The sequence below is a fragment of the Ruegeria sp. BC7 genome, assembly GCF_056539165.1.
Map to the genome: position 1 here is coordinate 12,047 of NZ_JBQFUL010000001.1, position 16,316 is coordinate 28,362.

Consider the following 16,316-nt stretch of genomic DNA (forward strand, 5'->3'; position numbering starts at 1 on the left):
AGACTGCGCGTGCGGAGACTGCTATGGACGATGAATTCGAGCTACATGAGTTTTTCCATGTTTGGACGACCAACGATGATTGTCCAACAGACGGCATTCTTTTGTACAATCCGGACAACGAAGACGAATATATTGTACGCGGCGTAGACAACGCAGGATTCGAAGTTTCTGACGCCAACGGAGCTGTCAGGAAACTCCTGCGACAGGCTCTTTCGAATTGGATTGTTATCGTTCCAAGGGATCATGCTTTACACAATCTGATCCAAACAACGAAGACTCCGGCCAACGAACGTCGAGAAATCATCAACGAACTGTCGGGCAATGGTCTCCCAGTTGTTTCTATTCAAAACCTGGATGAACTTCGCTTGGTCAAATGGGCATGGACAACGCAGTTTTCGCGGACTGATCGTGAGACGAGACATAAATTCTACTCAGCCGTAAAGAAGCTAGAGAACTTTTCGGAGCATTGGTCTGCTTCGATCAAAATTGGGCGGCGTATTGTCGAGCATTGGGCAAGTCAGGTCGAAGACAACATGCCTGCCGATTTGCTGATCCACCTCGCGTATTACCGACGTTGGTCTTGGGATACGCGTGCTGCTTTAGAAGCATCAGATTGTTTGGTTGGAGCACGAATTCGGCGCGACCTGACAGATATGCAAAGAAGCATTTTGGCGACAGAGCGTGCGGCTGCATTCATGGATCTGTTCGAACGCAGCGGCTCTGGGCTTGAGGATGCAGAGCGGTACTTAAAGTACTCTCAAGGCGCAAGCAAAGGCAGGAACAGCCCTGAAAACTATCTGGGATGGCAGCGCTATAACAAGTTGAGAGAGGGTGCTCACGTTGGCAGGTGTTAACAAAGTTATCATGGTGGGGAATCTCGGAAGAGATCCAAAGATCAATGAAATCTCTAGTGGGAAGAAGGTTTGCAATCTAAGTCTTGCAACCAGCGAACGCTGGAAGGATCGCGCTTCCGGAGAGCTGAGATCACGTACTCTGTGGCATTTAATTGCAGTGTATCGTGAAGACTTAGTCAAGGTAGCTGAACAACTCCCAAAAGGGGCAAAGGTATACGTTGAGGGCAAGATCCAGACAAAAAGCTGGTCCGATAAAGCAGGGGAAAAACACTACAGGACCGAGGTGGTGCTGGATGGTTTTGCTTGCAAACTTTTCAAACTTGAACGGGAGCAAACCAACGAACAAGAGCGCCCCTCAGAGTCGATAAGTACTGGATCACCCAAATCCAACGTAGATGATTGGGATCTTACTGATCCTCCATTTTAGAAGTATCGAGCAGCCAGTGTTTCGTGACATACACGCGATTTGATCGCATTCAAGTTATTGACTTTATTCTGTGGCACTAACCGGTTGCGGCCCGGGAGGTTGTGATCGAAAAGACTAGAGTGAAGCAGGATACAACTGCCCCAAGGATGTAAACCATGGCTAAGCGCGGAACATATCTGGGTGGATCAACCCAGGCGAACCCTGGATCAGACTGGTTCTCAAAGGACAAGCAAATATCACGCACGCCAAAGCAGCAGCTTGAGTTCGAAGAGAAGCAGCGCCAGAAAGAGGATGCCCAGCGCCAGAAGGAAGAGGCAAGCTACGAGCTTCGCAAAAAGCGCAGGCAGGAAGCCCTTAGCGACATCAAGTCCACTTCCACAGATCCCAAGAAAAGAGAACGGGCATTAGAAGTGCGTGAGCGTGCCCAGGCTCGCAACGCTGGTGAGACCGGCCGAGAGATTGAACGGAAGCGCATGTCTAAGGTTACGGTCGAGCGCAAAGAGCCCAAAAAGTTCGGTCCCTGAGCATGGCTAGGCGTGGAACATATTTTGGCGGATCAACATTGATCACCCCCAACTCAAGCTGGACAAAGACCTCCCGCCGGAGAGAAACGCCAGCTGAATTGGAGGCTCGCAAAAAGGAAGAAGCTGCTAAGGCCGAGAAAAAGAAGCTCAAGAAAGAGCACGAAAAAGCCCTCAGGACCAAGAAGAAGCTCGAACGAGAGCAAAAAGCCCAGCGCCGAAAAGAGCACGAGGAGCGACAGGCGGCTGCGGCTACTCGAAAAAGAGAAAAGCAAATCGCTCAACGTGAATTTATGAAGCTCTCCAATGGCGGCGAAAAAGGCAGAAAGGCCATTGAGGAGCGTATGTCGAAAATTGAAGTTGTCCGAACCAAGGGTAAGTTGGATCCATGAAGAATGAGAATTCATGGTGACTTCGAAACGGCGCTCATGGCAGCCAAATCAATGATTGCCATGAGCTTATTGTGGAAAGACTAACTCAGCGAGACCAGTTTAGCTGGCGGTTGGGTTGCCCAATGAGACTAACAAGAAAGGCGGATGTCATCACCGAGCGCCTTGAACACGATTTGAGGATGATGCAAGCTTTTGCATGTGCAATTTCCGTTCGTGAAAAGAGAGTACATTGATTGCAGTTTCAGGCGAGACGATGCAGGTGGATGCAAGTCGGCTTCGGCACTTGGTAGCCGAACTGGACAAATCAGCCGTTGATAAAAGTATCATCGGAAAAGTACTTAAAAACAGCGATTTATCACTTTATGATGCTTCATTCGACGCGAAATACTTCGACTATGATAAAGAAGCTAGATTCGTAAGAGAAGCTTGTGACGCTCTTGGCGACATAACATTTGCAGCGAGAGCCGGGTCTACTTGGCGAGTGTCTAATAGTCTGACGGGCTATATCAGCAAATACTCAAAGGACTTGAGGGCCGCAATTGAAAATACAGCGCGTTTTCATGAAATCATCGACCCAGCTGTTCAGTACAGTCTAAGGATTTCTAGCAACTCAGCCTCTTTCGAAGTGGTTTGGAAGGACCCGAGCTATGCAAAGTTTCATCGGCATACGGAGTTCCTGTTGTTTGGTGTCCTATCGCGGATGAGGGCGATCACGCAAACCGACTTTTATCCTCTTGAAATGCGGTTTGATCACGAGGTTAAGAAGTCAGCAGAAAAGTTTCAAAAATTGGCGGGTTTCCCGGTAGTCTTTGGAGCCGAAAGCTTGGAGATCATATTACCGCTTGCCACGTTGGATCTGCCCATACCCACTTATGATCTGCGATTGAGGGAGTACCTGACCGAGTATGGTGAGCGTTTGCTGGAAAAACGCGGCGAGGGAAAACAATCGCTTAGGTCTCGAACTGAGGGTCTTTTGACCAAGGCGCTGCCGGCGCGAATCCTGGCAGCGGATGAAGTTGCGGCTAGTCTTGGTATGAGTCCAAGGACCTTCGCACGCCGGCTAAAAGAAGAGCGTCTCACTTTTCGAACGATTGTAGACGAACTGAGATTTGATTTGGCAAAGACCTTCATAAAAGATGACATGGCGCTGTCCGAAATTGCGTTTGCTCTCGGTTATGCTGATCAAGCTGCGTTCTCAACGGCGTTTAAACGTTGGAGCGGTCTCGCACCTCGTGACTACTCTGGAGCGCATTAAAGCGATCAAGTTAGCCAAGAAGAGATTTCGGCTACACTAGCTACACCGATGGAAGAAACGCCACTTCGAAACCTCGCCAGCATAGCTAGTTCAAGACGTGCAAAGTACTTCAAACAAATCAAAAAAAGAAAGTTTGGCAGAAAATCAAAAGTTTTTGGCATCCTGCGCAAAGTGCAGAAGTATCGAGTTACATATTTACTAAATGAATAAAATAACAGGTGAATCCTACCTCAGCGCTCCCTTCTAACCGGGAGCGCAATCCGGCTTAGGTCCATAGATTTGCCCACTTTTGCTGCCAAGCAGAGTGAAGGCTTCGTATTGGGTAAACCTGTGGTCAGCATCAAAGCAAGCATTGACCTTGGAATTAGAAAAGGAATGAACATGACCGGCTTAGGATTTGGGGGAAATATTGAAAGCTTTGTGCTCAGTATCTCGAGTGCTGTCGCTAGCCCGGGGGCCGCGGGTCTTGCCGCGGGTCTAATTTTTTGCGCGCTTGTCATTTCGATTGTTTCATTCCAGCTCGGAAGCGCAAAGAGGCATAAAGCTGTTATAAGTGCCCTGAAGGTCATTCAGTTAAGCTCATCTCGGTCAGACTTTACGAGTGAGTTTCAAAGCATCAATGAAAGCTTGACCGGTTCGGTTCCATACGAAAAGCGAAAAAGCCGACCCTTTGATTGGGCTATAAAAAGAGCATGGGACGAGTATGCGGAAACGCTGGTACTCCCTGAAGTGCACACAAGTGGCCAAGTCATCCGTAACACTGTGCGTCCAAGTTACTTCTTCAACAGTGTGGACTTAGGCTTTGATCATGGGTTTTGGCGTCATTTACCAGGTATATTTGTGTCCGTAGGGCTATTCTTGACCTTTTTGGGAATTATCGCCGCTTTTGGAGTCTTGGTTGGGAAAGAAGGCGGATTTGCGTTCGACAACCAAGGAATGGGGTTGTTCCTGAATACGGCAAAATCAAAGTTCATAATGTCTTTGTCGGGTTTGTTCGCATCCATCATATTCGGAATTTACTACCGATACCGGACCTACCAACTTGACCATGTGATCGCCAGTTTGGCAGATGAAATTGAGTACCGCGTGTTGTTTCAAGCACCGGAACAGATTGCGGCAGAACAGTTAAAAGCGGTTCAGGAACAATCTGAACAACTCAAAGTTCTGGGAAACGATCTGGGCGCACAAGTCGGTGCTCACGTTGGGCAAGTGATCTCGGAAAACTTTGGCGAAGTCTTTGAGACAATGGGCAATACCTCGCAAAACGAGGTTCGCGGGATGGTTTCCAACCTGGGAGAGGCTTTGCATGCAAAGCTAAATGAAAGCTTGAATGAGATGTCGAACACACTTGGCACAATCAATAAAACACTGGTTGAAGTAGCAGACGTACTCGTTTCGAGCGGAGACTCGATTGGGTCGGAAATGGCCAATGGTGTGGCAAATCTAAACGGTGTTGCTGAAGCCCTCAGATTGCAAATGGAGCAACAAAGTCAGGCCACACAAGAGCAATTGCAAGTTGAACGGGCACAGGGTCAAAGAGCAATGGCAGACCTTTTGGCCGCCATCGAAAACAATACGCGTGAAAGCAGCAGCAAGCTGGAGAGCGCGGCCGCAGACCTTTCCGAAGCAGCCCAGAACCTGGCCGGCTCAATTGCAGAGGCTGGTGATGCTGCTTCAGCGAAGGCCACTGCAACGGTAGCCGCCATCGGGGACCACGCAACTGATAGTTTGAGCAAGGCTAGCCTTGATCTTAACTCTCGTCTTTCTGACGTGACTGGGGCCATTCTCGAAAATCTTGCCAATTTCCAGGAAGGAATTGAGGATAAGCTTGCTAGTCCGATCCGCGAGATGTCTCAAAACCTCGCGGCCTCAAACCGGGAACTTGGTCGGCATGCACAGGCGATTGAAACTGCAACGGACAGCCAGACCGACGCGGCAAGCCAATTGTCTCAAGCAACTAATTCGCTTGTTCAGGCCGGAAAACCAATTGCAAACAGCGTTGAACGCATTGGGGCCATCAACGAGACCATTCGACGGGCTCTTGAGAGCAATGTCGCCTTGATGGAAACCACTAAAACGAGCGTTGATGGCTCGATGAAAGCGCTGGATCTAACGATGCAACAACTTAAGACTGTTGTATCTGACGTAGAAGACATTGATGCGGGGCTTGGCAAGGCGTTCGAGAAGATTTCACAAGGGTTGGTGGCATCCCAAGAGCAGGTAAAAGCATTTGCCGATGACATTAACGGTCAATTCACCCAAGGCATTCAGTCCATCCAGAGTGTAATGGACGGTTTGAGCGAGTTTGAACCCGTGAGAATGAGTGCTTAGTCATGGCAATTCTTACCCGTCGATACCAAAGAGAGGAAGAAGAAGAGTCGGTTTTCGTCTCGATGACTGACTTGATGATCTCTATCTTATTCATCGTGATGATCTTGATGGCTTTTTTCGCAAAGTCATTTGTTGATCAAGACACGGTTTCACGAGAAAGATTCGATAAAGAAGTGTCAGTTCGTGATGAGAAAATTGCAGATTTGACGGACCAAAATGCGGTTCTAACGAACGCCAACGAACAGCTGAGGCAACGCGTCGGGGAACTGGAGAGCGCCCTCGAGGCAAAAACCAGTCTTGTCGCGCAGTTGCTTCGCGAGAATGACATTCTTAAACAGCGATTGAAGGATATTTTGGCCAGCGAGAGCAAAATCCGAGAACTTTATGCCGCTGCAACTGTGGAGATTGACAATCTCAAAGCAGTGAATGCGCGCTTGAAAGATGAAAATGAGACGCTCCGAGCCCGCATTGCAACCTTAGAATTTGAGCTCGACGGTGATGCCACATTGGAAGATCGGATTGCTGCGCTGAGGGCGGACAATCAAAGGCTGCGAGAGGTCGTGGCTGCATTGGAGCAAAGTCGGCAATCTGAAGAACGTCTGTCGGATACTTTGGCGAATATTTCAGAGACACGGCGGCGGCTGCTTTCCACAATTCAGGAGCGACTGCTCGAAAATGGTATCAAGGTAGAAGTGGACGAAGTTAGTGGCGTAATTAGATTTGACGAAAACGTCATCCGCTTTCGGAGCGCCAGCTTCGAACCTACACCACAGGTCAGGGACAGGATGAAGTTGGTCGCTGATATTCTTGCGGAAGAGTTGAGTTGTTTTACTTTGGGGGAGTTCTCGACCATCGATGAGAGCTGCAATCAACATTTGTCAATTGTTGAGGCCATCCAGATAGAAGGACATACAGACGCTATTCCTGTAAGACCATCGAGCAGCGTTCGTGACAATTTGGATCTTTCAGCCAAGCGTGCGGCTACCACCTATCGTGAATTTGTACTGCATCGCCCAGCGCTGAGCACCTACCTAAATGCCAACTACGTTCTCAATCAGAAGGATCAACAGTCAATCCCTGGACAACCTGTCCTGTCTGTTTCGGGGTATGCTGCCACGCGCCCCGTGGAATTCGAAGATACATCCAGCGCTCGCGATGCTAATCGCCGGATCGATCTTCGTTTCATCATGACTACGCCCAAGGATTTGGGTGAGGCCAAGCAGCTCGTGGCTGCGGTTCAGGATGCAGCTCAGAGGTCGGTGGGCGAATGATAGAACCTAGAAAGCTGTCCGATCTTCTCGTAAGTTATTCACCTCCTGAACTGAGAGACGGAGGCGGCAACACTGTCAATCTCGAGCGTGCGGTAAAGCGTTTTCAATTGATGTATGGAGTTGGGGCAGAGCGTTCCAGTCCAACGGATCTCGCGGAGAGATTGACGGAATTTGAGACGCGATACTCCAGCAATAACTGGGACAGATATCCTTGGCACGAAGCATCGGACCTACTGCGGTCCTTCTTTTCAAGTGAAGACTTGTCAGAAAACCGATGGGAGAAAGTCTGCGAAATCCTGTTGGAAACCCTCAAGGTTACAGACAGGAAAAACTTTTGCCGTGCTGCACTAGACGCGTACCTACTGACATATGGCTCTAACACACCAAGGGCTATCAAACTAAAGGAAACTCTTAAGTCTAAAGCGAACGAAAACTTCGTAGGACAAAAAGAACTCCTTGATTGTGTTGATGTATTTGATGCCAGCGTCGGTCATCTTCAATTAGGGTCGCGCATGGCAAAGTCCGCCAATCCGTATACGGAACTTAAGCAGCTCGGAGCCTGGTCTCCTCATGCGCAAGGGTTCTTTTTCGCGGCGTTCAAGGCGATGCTCGAAGAGCTGTCCGGCGAACTAAACGCGTTCGATGAAGAAGCTTTCAACAAAGTAATGAAATGGCTACGACCTGACCAACAAACCAAAGCTGAGATAGGCAGGGCTGAAGGTGTTGACGCCTTAGTGCTCCCATTTGCGAAAGGAGGACCTGCTGCGCTTAGAGATCAATTGGAGCGTTTTTTGGTCGACACCTATAATGACCCCAGAGTCAGTTTGCCGGCGTGGTCTGGTGTATCTGACAAAGCTCTGGCCATCGTCAAGCGTTGGTTGACGAGCAAATCCCTCAAAGTTTTCTTCGATATTATCGACCGGTTTGAGGGCAGCCATATGTGGGAACCGCGTAGAAAGTTCTGGATGGAGGCAGACAAAGACGATCTCATAGATGATGCATGGGTTGTGTTGAACTGGGACGGTCAAAGGATCGCCCAAAATTTGGCGAAGCAATACAGCGATCCGACCTTCAAAACTCATGGAAAAATCAGCGATAGTGGAGAAAAATGTTATTTTATTATGAGAATTGGTCGTCTAACCGTCGTCGAAGGAACCCACAGTTTCAAAGTTCGATTTTTCAAAGATCAGTCAAGTAGAGGTCCCAACCTGGGCCTTCGAGACTATCAATACCACCAATTGGTGGTGCCAGCCTCAGGTTGTGACGAAGCGTTCACACATGATGTGAACAATCGCTGGATGCAAAAAACTCGGGACTACATACGTCGAAACAAGTAGGTCGGTGAGAAGTGTTTAAGACTGAATTCAAGCGTTCCAAATATGGTGTGGAAATCAAGTTCGTAGAAGAGACCCGTAGTCTTTTCGGCATGTCTAGAAAGTTGACACCAACTGATTTGCGTGAGTGGTCAAAAGCTTCGGGAGCGTCGGGTGCGCTCGCATATTTTGAATTGCTGCGTCTCAAAGAAGCAGAGCCGGGATTGATCGCCGAGAGCGACGGCGTGATCACTATCCAGCATGCGATGCTGGCTCAGTTGAGCAACAACACACTAGCAGCTCTGAATTTACCTACGAATCCAGAGTTTCAGTTCAGCTTGCAACAAAGAGGAAGTCTTGCAAGCAATGACTTCCAGGTTGTTCCAATTTGGCAAGTTGAAGGTCGCCCCATTCTCGCAAAACGCTTCGGCGCCATCTTACGGGCAGAAGGACAGGACTGGGTAATTCCTAATCCAATCTTCACCATTTTGGAACGCCTCGAAGAGTTGAGAGATGACAAAAAGAGCAACGTTCAGGAACGAGTCAATCTAGTCGCGGACATTCTTTCCTTGATCAATGGAACGCAAACTAACGAGAGCCTCAATTTAGAAGAGGACTTCTCGTCAATTGGCGTCGAAGAAAGCGATTCTGAGAAAAGCAATCAACTGCAAGTGAAACTTGAAGGTGCGCTTTCCCAATTCAAAGTTCGCATGGCACGAGCGCTTTCAGTGTCGGTCGAATTCAAAAATGAAAGTGGGTACAAGATCACTCCGGTATTGTTTGAGAGATGCCCAGATTCGCAAAATAAGACAATCAGTGAACAAGATAGTCTGTTAAATAACGAAGAGCGGGTCGTTTTTGAAAGCCACCCGAGCCAAGGTTTTTTCGCATCGGCTTCCGCAAAGCGTACGTACTTGTTAGCCTCCGGCGAGTACATCTTAATTGACGACACACTATTTCCGGCGGTGGATCATATTCGATCTCTGGAGGCTGCGCCGCCCGAAGAGCGGGAAGAATTTGCAAGAAACCCAGCCAAGGCTCTTGTTGGACTTTATAGAGAGCAAATTCAGTCTACCTCAAACGAAGACTTGGCCGATGATATACAAGAAGAGCAGCTGGAAAGGCTCATTTCGTCGGTTTTTGTTGAAACACGTGAATACTCTGATCGAGTGACAGGTCTTGGCCTTTGGGAGCCACCAGTTGTCCCCTGGATAAAGAAACAACCCAATTCGTGGGAGCCAGAGGAGTTCGGAATTTATCTGGGAAATGAGTTTGTTACCATCCCACCGAAGGAAATAGACAACCTTCGCCAGGACATCGAGCGGGCCATCGAAGCCGGACAAAAGACAGTGAAGTTCGACGGCAGACAGATTCCGGCAACCGAAGCGGTCAAATCTGTATTGTCACAGCTTGTCTCTGTGGTTTCACCAGAAACTCCGGATGGGGGAGCCAACCCTCCAAAGCAACCAGGCGAGCACACCGTTCTCCTAGTCAAAGACAATTTTGAAGAGGAACAATATCGTAGGCAGGTTTTCCCCCGAGAGCGATATACAAGTCAAAACCGGGCCTCCCAAATAATGACGTCGCTTATGAGCCACCAAGAAACTTCGATGGATTGGCAGGTGGACGCATATCTTGGTGGGCTGCCGGGAATACTAAACGCTGACGACCAAGGGCTCGGAAAGACCCTTCAGACCATGTCTTTCCTGGCTTGGCTTCAGGAGAACATGAAGGCGGCACCGCCGTTGGAAAAAAAGCCCCTCCTTGTAGTGGCACCAACCACGCTTCTGAGAAACTGGTCTCATGAGGTTGAAACGCATATGGACGGTCAGTTTGGACTGGGCACGAGAATTGATGCCTATGGCTCCGGACTAAAAAATCTGAAACGTGTTGCACATGATGGTTCTGAGTACTTGGACCTGGGCCTTGAAGGCCTCTCAAACCCAAATGACAAGCTGATATGGGTTCTGACGACTTACACGACTTTGGCTCAAAACCAAGTAGAGTTTGGAAAGATCGATTTTGGAGCCGTCGTGTTTGATGAAATTCAGGCAATCAAGAATGTTACCACACTTGCGCATCGCGCAGCTCAGTCTCTTAAAGCTGACTTTCAGATTGGCCTTACAGGAACGCCGGTAGAAAACTCAATTACGGAGCTGTGGGCCATTATGGATACTCTGGCACCAGGCTCGTTCGGTAGCCTGAAGGACTTCGCCGGCGAGTATAAGGACGCGACAGAGCCGAAATACCGCGAATTAAATAAACAGATCTTTGATGTGGGCTATTACAAAACTCAAGACGACCTCGCAGCGCCTGCGCTAGGTATCCGTAGAATGAAAAGCGAAACTGTCGCCGAATTGCCGCTTAAGAACTATCGCTTTTACCCTGAAGCAATGCCGACTTTGCAGGCTCAGGCGTACGACATGATTTTTCCAAAACTCCGGAGCGAGACACGAGGTAAGGCCCTCAAAGTCCTACATCAGCTGAGAACGGTTTCCTTGTATCCTGGCAGTCTTGATCAATTGGATGATGATCCAGACCCTCTCGCTGTTTTAGCCGAAAGGTCTGCAAGAATTGCGCAGACTTTGAAGATATTAGACAGCTTGAGTGAGAAAGGTGAAAAGGTGTTGTTGTTTCTTGAAACACATCAGATGCAACATCAGCTCAGGCGACTATTGTCGAGAAGATATAACCTTTCCGATATTCCAATCATCAACGGGCAAACGACGCCAAGTCGACGCGGCGAGATCGTCCAACAGTTCCAAAACACGCGTGGGGATGGTTTGTTTGACATTCGAATTCTGTCCCCGAAATCTGCGGGAGTTGGGATCACCATGACTGCCGCGACACACATCATACACTTATCGCGCTGGTGGAATCCCGCTATCGAGGAACAGTGCAACGACCGCATATATCGAATTGGTCAGGACCGTGATGTAACTATCCACATCCCTATTGCCGTTCACCCGCATCATCAACGCGCGAGTTTTGATTGCATTCTGAACGACATAATGATCCGAAAGCGAAAGCTGTTTCGCGATATTTTGATGCCGGTTGAAGATTTTGATGCAGACCAAAGTGCTATGATCAGCGGATTAACCAACGAGAATAAGTTCGATATTTCTCAGATAGATAGCCTCGATTGGAAGGCCTTCGAGGTTTGGACGAGAAATACGGCCAAGTCCGTCGGAATATGGAGAGTCGCTGATACGCCGGCAACTGGTGACGGCGGTCTCGATCTACACATGGAACATATTGAGAGAGGAGATGTTGTTCTGGTCCAGTGTAAATTCACCAATCAGGATGAGCGCTACTTAAATGAAAAACCTGTACATGAGGTGTTGCACGCTGCAACACGATATCCCACGGATAAAGGGTCGATTGGAGTTGTCATAACCAATGCAGAAGGTTTCACAACAGGAGCACGGAAACTAGCAGAAGAAAATGGCGTAATTTTAGTTGATCGCCATAGACTTGCACTTTGGCCTAATCACATAGTCTGATTTACTAGGTTGGGCGGCCATTAATTTGCTTGCCCGCATTTCGGCTCTGCGAGGTAAGCCATTGAGTTTCAAGAGCTGCTAAAGACCAAACTATTCTGCTTGACTGAAGATCAATTGGAGCGTCGTCAGCCATTCACTAAAAGCCACGGCAAGCCGAAATTATTGATCGGCGTGTGCTGAGTGGGCTTCTTTTGATCAATCGCAACGGATGAGTTGGTTCAATTCCACCAAGGTCGCCCTCTCAGCTACCGTCTTGTCCTGGATGCAATTCAAGGCGGCTGGAACTTAAGGCTCGCTCATTTAGACTTTCATCCAATCCTCAACCAATCCATCGAAGTCGCTTGGAGGTGTCCGTCCTGTCAAACGAGCTTCCATGCGACGTGCTGCAAGATGCGATGCCATTTGCTCCCGGTTATCAATCTGCATTCCCGTTCCCACGCCTTTGGCGTCCGCGTATGCGCCAAATTTTACTAGCAAATTTCTCCTAAATTCCGCGTGTTCTGCGATCATTAGGTGAAGCAAGTCTTGTATGACAGCTCTGCCGGACGTTTCTAGGTCAAGTTTTTTGGCGATAGCCGCTGCACTTTCCGACTTGGGTTCAGGCAACACTGACCAGAGCTCTTCCGCCCGACGTTCGAGGTCGAGTTCAACCGTATTCAATAGGTTCCTGAAGGCGCCGTTGCGGCTTTCGTCAGACGACATATCCCAGGACACTTCAGTTACCTCCAAATTCTCGCGACAAGTCCAGCATTGATTGCGGCGGCTCACCATAACTTACAATAATCACTTCTAAACCGCTGCCGCGAAACTTGGCGAGTGCCACTTTCATGGCATCGTCGATCCAAGAATCTCGATTGCCGAAGGCCCCACCGCCAAGGCGAGTGAGGAACACACGTTGAGATCGGCCTTCAAGTTTGTTCCTTAGCCCGGCCCAAAGCGTGGCTTCATATGCTGAGTTCAAAATCAATCGAGCCAGCGGCTCCCAAAGGGATGCGTTAACGTTTGAATAGCCAACGGGCATAGCCGAACAGAATACTTGCGTTACGGTGTTGGGGTTCGAACTCGTCTGATCTGTCACCTCAACATCAACGTGAACACCAACCTCCAGAGCTCCCTCCAAATTCCTCAAGCTTTGTGCGTTCAAGCTTTCCAAGCCTCGGTTGATGCCAACCAAGGAATCGTAACACGGCAACGCATAGCCGTTTCGAACAGGCAATATCTTGTCGCTATTCATTCCCAATTGATCACCAAGTGTGGCAGCAAGCCCTTCTAATCCATTGAGCTGATTAGTTGCGGTCTGCCCGGATTTCTCACCCACTTGCGCGAAGTAATTCCTAAATATTGTCGCGGCTCCCCCGGCTATTGCGCAGGCAGGGCCTTGAGTTTTGTCAAACTGATATCGCGTAACCCCGTCCTCTGGCGTTATATCAGGGTCTATCATCTCCAGCATATTGAACTGAGAGGCTACTTGAAAAACCGCCCCATTGTTTTCTGGAACGCTATGGAGTTCGCGTACATCGGCGCTCGCATTTGTGACTTTAAGCATACCCCTATCGCAGGGACGCGGCACTGATGTTCGAAGAGTATTAAGGCTAGTTAAAGTCAGCTTTCCGACTGCACATTTTCGATTACTTTTTTCAGAGACCAGATATCCGTCGTGTATTGACAGGAGTGACCGCGTTTTTGCGTATCCTTGCTCTGCAAAACCTGTAATCTTTTGAAACCAGTCCATATTCTGATTCACTCCTTCGGAGAACTCTTCTTAAAAGAATACTGGGACGACGTCCTAGGCGTCACCCTGCTCGCGTAGTTGAACAAAGACTTGGCGAGTTTTGACGGATATTTCGTTGGGTTCTAGAGCAAATCCTTGTTTCTCAAGCTCCAAAGCCACTTCGCGAGTAGAGCAATGGAGGAAACACTACAACACAAGGCGGCCCCACAGTGCTCTGGGCTATCGCCCACCAGCTTTGAAACCATCATCCCGATGGATCACAGGCCAATGATGAACTAACATCAAATTGGACCAGTCAAAAGAGGCCTCTCAGTGTCGCACCGCGTAGTTATAGTTAGTACGCCGGTAAAGAAGTCCCGTCTGATGCGCGTGAAATATTAAACTTAGAGGGCAGGTTCGGGTGCCCATTTATTCATTGTGGATGAACCTGGCACGTCTGAATTGAAAGGTGAGCGATGCAAAAAGAAGTTCTTCGGTTTTCCAATGGAAACATGGTTGGGCAGGAATGGTCATGGAGCTTCATAGTTGAACGGCACGACAATGCGACTTACTCGCTGTCAGCAAAGCAAGAAATGGTCGATCCTGAGGACAAGGCGGATGAAATCCACCTTGAAACGGTCGATGGATTACGTCGTGGAGCCGACCTGTACCATGGACTGTGTCAAATGCTGGAGGACATCGGCGAGCGGCTGTCAGAATTTGATATCGACAAGATTGCAGAGACGCTACTGCCTTTTGATACTGTGCTTTCCGACCAATTTCGCCGAGGAGAAGCGTTACTGCTCAGAAGAGAGCAGAGTCGAAAACGAAAAGAGAGTCAGGGCCGGGCTCTGATGATTGAGCCCTTTCAAAGAAAAATCGAAGAATACTGTGCCAAACTTGATGGTCACCTTACGCGAGGAGTTGCCGGGATACATCGCCCTTCTGAAAGAACAAGAATTAGGGCTTTTTTGGAAGAATATGTTCAATCCAACCAGCGCCTACCGTCAGGGTTTCACAAATGGAACCTCGGGAACGGATTCCTCAGTGGAGAGCATGATTTTGGTGATCTTGGAGATATCTAACAGCCTTGGGCTCTGGGCTTAAAAACGGAAGTCTACAGTTGCAGCAAGAGCTATGGTTGGCATGAAGATTTCAGGACATCTGTCGCAAAGGGTTGCGACCCTGCCCGCGGTGGGTGCCCTTAAATTCTACCTTTTAACGCAACTTGTTCTTTATGCAGCGCTACATTTACCAAGGCGCTTGGCTGACGGCATTTGGGTATCCAAGTTGAGAATTTTGTCAATTCGTCGTCCGGCTCATTGGAAACTGTCATCGAATATTCCTAGAGGACTCGCTATTTTCGTACGACCCATTTTTCGCCTTTAACTCATTCCGCTTAACCTTGGGTCAAATTAATTTTACTCGGTGGCCTTAACAATCGCGTCCTTTAGGTGTCCTTCAAACCCTACCGCGCCATTCTCGCCGTACTCAACCAAAAGCGCTCCGTCTAGACCACCAGCGAAATTCCAGTACTCCCATTGGCAGGCGCCTTCGTAATAGCCACGCGAGCGAATTCGAAGCGGCTTGCCGCGTAGTATCAATGACCAATTTCTCTTCGTTAGAACAATCTCGTGAAGGTCGTAACCCCACTCGACTATCACGCTAACCGGGCCAGCTTTTGGAAATTCACTCATGCTTTCAACCTTGTCCATGATTCAAATCCGTTACAGGATTAAAGATGTTCCGGACGTCATTTTCCAACTGTTGCGGATCAAACCTATATGCCACCAGCGGCCCTTCTTTTCCTGCTGAATAGTCGAGACAAAGAGCATAGGGCGCCTCGATAATTGGCGTACCAGTTAACCAGTAGTGCCCAAAAAAGACGGGCTTGGTGTCTTGGTATACAAATTTTGCGGCGCTACTGGGAATTTCGCCGTCCGGCAAATTAGAGGCATCAGGTACGCTTCGGGCGACCTCTTTCCAGGTTTTAGCGCCGTATAGCCACCAACCCATTCGAATATGATGTCGTTCATATCCGCTTTTGTCGAAAAAAGAGTGACCCGTTGGTAATTCAAACTCGACGCCGGACGTGACGCACTGCAACGCGTCCCAGATATCTCCGTCTTGCCAAGAAGGGCGCTGCAACATCTCGTCGGTCAAACGTGAGTTAAAAAGTTCGGACCTCAAGAGATCAATTGCCGGGGAATACCAGCACGCATGAACGGCTCGGAATTGTTGGTTCTCCACAAACAACGGAAGTGTCATCATCCATTTGATTGCTTCGCGAGCTTCAGAGCTATCTATCGGGAACTCTTCAAGAAAGCTCTTGTGCTGGCCAGTGTTTTTCCGCGATCTCTCTCGCAAAGGCTTGCCATCTACTTCTGTGTGGAAGTGGATTGCATTGAACTCATGGTTACCCATGACGGCTTCGGCTTTCCCGCTGTCCATTAGCGACCGTACTGTTTCAAGGACACGCCTGTTTTCAGGGCCTCGGTCGATGAAATCTCCAAGAAACATGATCCTATGAGCCGGGCTAGGACCCTGCCAGCCAGCCGTTGACTTTCTCCAACCAAGTTGCGCCAGAGTAACATCTAACTTGTCGGCCTGCCCGTGTATGTCCGGTATGATGTGATACATTCGAATTCCTTTTTGCTGCAATCAGTTGAAGCAGGCAAAACAAATGGTCGTTTTTTATTTCGCAAGGCCTAGGTGTGTTTACATTGCCAAAGTAGCGC

At 48.8% G+C, this 16,316-nt stretch carries 14 protein-coding genes and 1 pseudogene; 11 read left to right on the forward strand and 4 right to left on the reverse strand.

Translation table 11 applies throughout. The annotated features are described in order from the left end of the window. The first annotated feature begins 23 nt into the window (after positions 1-23). From ACR0KS_RS00050 to ACR0KS_RS00090, 9 genes are all read left to right on the forward strand, one after another. Positions 24-854, forward strand: a complete 831-nt coding sequence (locus tag ACR0KS_RS00050; RefSeq protein ID WP_480693066.1) for a hypothetical protein — start codon at positions 24-26, stop codon at positions 852-854. Beyond that, positions 841-1,281 carry a single-stranded DNA-binding protein gene (gene ssb, locus ACR0KS_RS00055; RefSeq protein ID WP_480693067.1) on the forward strand — a complete coding sequence of 147 codons (441 nt, stop codon included), beginning with the start codon at positions 841-843 and terminating at the stop codon, positions 1,279-1,281. Before ACR0KS_RS00050 ends, ssb begins: the two co-directional genes overlap by 14 nt. 155 nt (positions 1,282-1,436) lie before the next feature. Beyond that, a complete protein-coding gene (locus tag ACR0KS_RS00060) occupies positions 1,437-1,805 on the forward strand; it encodes a hypothetical protein (RefSeq protein WP_170746491.1) in 369 nt (122 codons plus the stop codon). A 38-nt stretch (positions 1,806-1,843) separates the two neighbouring features. Continuing rightward, positions 1,844-2,194 (forward strand): hypothetical protein, encoded by a 351-nt coding sequence (locus tag ACR0KS_RS00065; protein WP_170746490.1) that lies wholly within the window; start codon positions 1,844-1,846, stop codon positions 2,192-2,194. A 229-nt stretch (positions 2,195-2,423) separates the two neighbouring features. Further along, on the forward strand, positions 2,424-3,449 hold the full coding sequence (locus ACR0KS_RS00070; RefSeq protein WP_480693068.1) for a helix-turn-helix domain-containing protein: 1,026 nt from the start codon (positions 2,424-2,426) through the stop codon (positions 3,447-3,449). A 279-nt stretch (positions 3,450-3,728) separates the two neighbouring features. Next, positions 3,729-5,780, forward strand: coding sequence for an anti-phage ZorAB system protein ZorA (zorA, locus tag ACR0KS_RS00075; RefSeq protein WP_480693069.1), 2,052 nt, complete (start codon positions 3,729-3,731; stop codon positions 5,778-5,780). A 2-nt stretch (positions 5,781-5,782) separates the two neighbouring features. Further along, positions 5,783-7,051, forward strand: a complete 1,269-nt coding sequence (locus ACR0KS_RS00080; RefSeq protein WP_170746488.1) for a hypothetical protein — start codon at positions 5,783-5,785, stop codon at positions 7,049-7,051. After that, positions 7,048-8,388, forward strand: a complete 1,341-nt coding sequence (locus ACR0KS_RS00085; RefSeq protein ID WP_480693070.1) for an EH signature domain-containing protein — start codon at positions 7,048-7,050, stop codon at positions 8,386-8,388. Before ACR0KS_RS00080 ends, ACR0KS_RS00085 begins: the two co-directional genes overlap by 4 nt. 11 nt (positions 8,389-8,399) lie before the next feature. Beyond that, a complete protein-coding gene (locus ACR0KS_RS00090) occupies positions 8,400-11,867 on the forward strand; it encodes an SNF2-related protein (RefSeq protein ID WP_480693071.1) in 3,468 nt (1,155 codons plus the stop codon). Between the two features lie 300 nt (positions 11,868-12,167). Here ACR0KS_RS00090 and ACR0KS_RS00095 read toward each other — a convergent pair whose 3' ends face one another. Next, entirely contained in the window at positions 12,168-12,569 is a 402-nt protein-coding gene (locus ACR0KS_RS00095; RefSeq protein WP_170746485.1) for a hypothetical protein, read from the reverse strand. 13 nt (positions 12,570-12,582) lie between these two features. Then, positions 12,583-13,599 carry a hypothetical protein gene (locus ACR0KS_RS00100; RefSeq protein WP_480693072.1) on the reverse strand — a complete coding sequence of 339 codons (1,017 nt, stop codon included), beginning with the start codon at positions 13,597-13,599 and terminating at the stop codon, positions 12,583-12,585. Between the two features lie 163 nt (positions 13,600-13,762). On the opposite strand from ACR0KS_RS00100, the pseudogene ACR0KS_RS00105 reads away from it, so the two are divergent. Both ACR0KS_RS00105 and ACR0KS_RS00110 read left to right on the forward strand, forming a co-directional pair. Then, positions 13,763-13,878 (forward strand): annotated as a pseudogene (locus tag ACR0KS_RS00105) (integrase core domain-containing protein); the annotation flags it as partial. A gap of 176 nt (positions 13,879-14,054) precedes the next feature. Continuing rightward, positions 14,055-14,663: a hypothetical protein gene (locus ACR0KS_RS00110; RefSeq protein WP_480693073.1), complete on the forward strand. Its 609-nt coding sequence runs from the start codon at positions 14,055-14,057 to the stop codon at positions 14,661-14,663. A gap of 336 nt (positions 14,664-14,999) precedes the next feature. On the opposite strand, the gene ACR0KS_RS00115 is transcribed toward ACR0KS_RS00110, so the two are convergent. Then, on the reverse strand, positions 15,000-15,293 hold the full coding sequence (locus ACR0KS_RS00115) for a hypothetical protein (RefSeq protein WP_170746481.1): 294 nt from the start codon (positions 15,291-15,293) through the stop codon (positions 15,000-15,002). Further along, on the reverse strand, positions 15,280-16,218 hold the full coding sequence (locus ACR0KS_RS00120) for a metallophosphoesterase (protein WP_170746480.1): 939 nt from the start codon (positions 16,216-16,218) through the stop codon (positions 15,280-15,282). The genes ACR0KS_RS00115 and ACR0KS_RS00120 overlap by 14 nt, the downstream gene beginning before the upstream one ends. Positions 16,219-16,316 lie beyond the last annotated feature (98 nt).

Coding starts and splice junctions, on each gene's coding strand:
- ACR0KS_RS00050 (WP_480693066.1), top strand. CDS start 24: ATGGACGATGAATTCGAGCTACATGAGTTTTTCCATGTTTGGACGACC.
- ACR0KS_RS00060 (WP_170746491.1), top strand. CDS start 1,437: ATGGCTAAGCGCGGAACATATCTGGGTGGATCAACCCAGGCGAACCCT.
- ACR0KS_RS00080 (WP_170746488.1), top strand. CDS start 5,783: ATGGCAATTCTTACCCGTCGATACCAAAGAGAGGAAGAAGAAGAGTCG.
- ACR0KS_RS00085 (WP_480693070.1), top strand. CDS start 7,048: ATGATAGAACCTAGAAAGCTGTCCGATCTTCTCGTAAGTTATTCACCT.
- ACR0KS_RS00095 (WP_170746485.1), bottom strand. CDS start 12,569: ATGTCGTCTGACGAAAGCCGCAACGGCGCCTTCAGGAACCTATTGAAT.
- ACR0KS_RS00100 (WP_480693072.1), bottom strand. CDS start 13,599: ATGGACTGGTTTCAAAAGATTACAGGTTTTGCAGAGCAAGGATACGCA.
- ACR0KS_RS00110 (WP_480693073.1), top strand. CDS start 14,055: ATGCAAAAAGAAGTTCTTCGGTTTTCCAATGGAAACATGGTTGGGCAG.
- ACR0KS_RS00115 (WP_170746481.1), bottom strand. CDS start 15,293: ATGGACAAGGTTGAAAGCATGAGTGAATTTCCAAAAGCTGGCCCGGTT.
- ACR0KS_RS00120 (WP_170746480.1), bottom strand. CDS start 16,218: ATGTATCACATCATACCGGACATACACGGGCAGGCCGACAAGTTAGAT.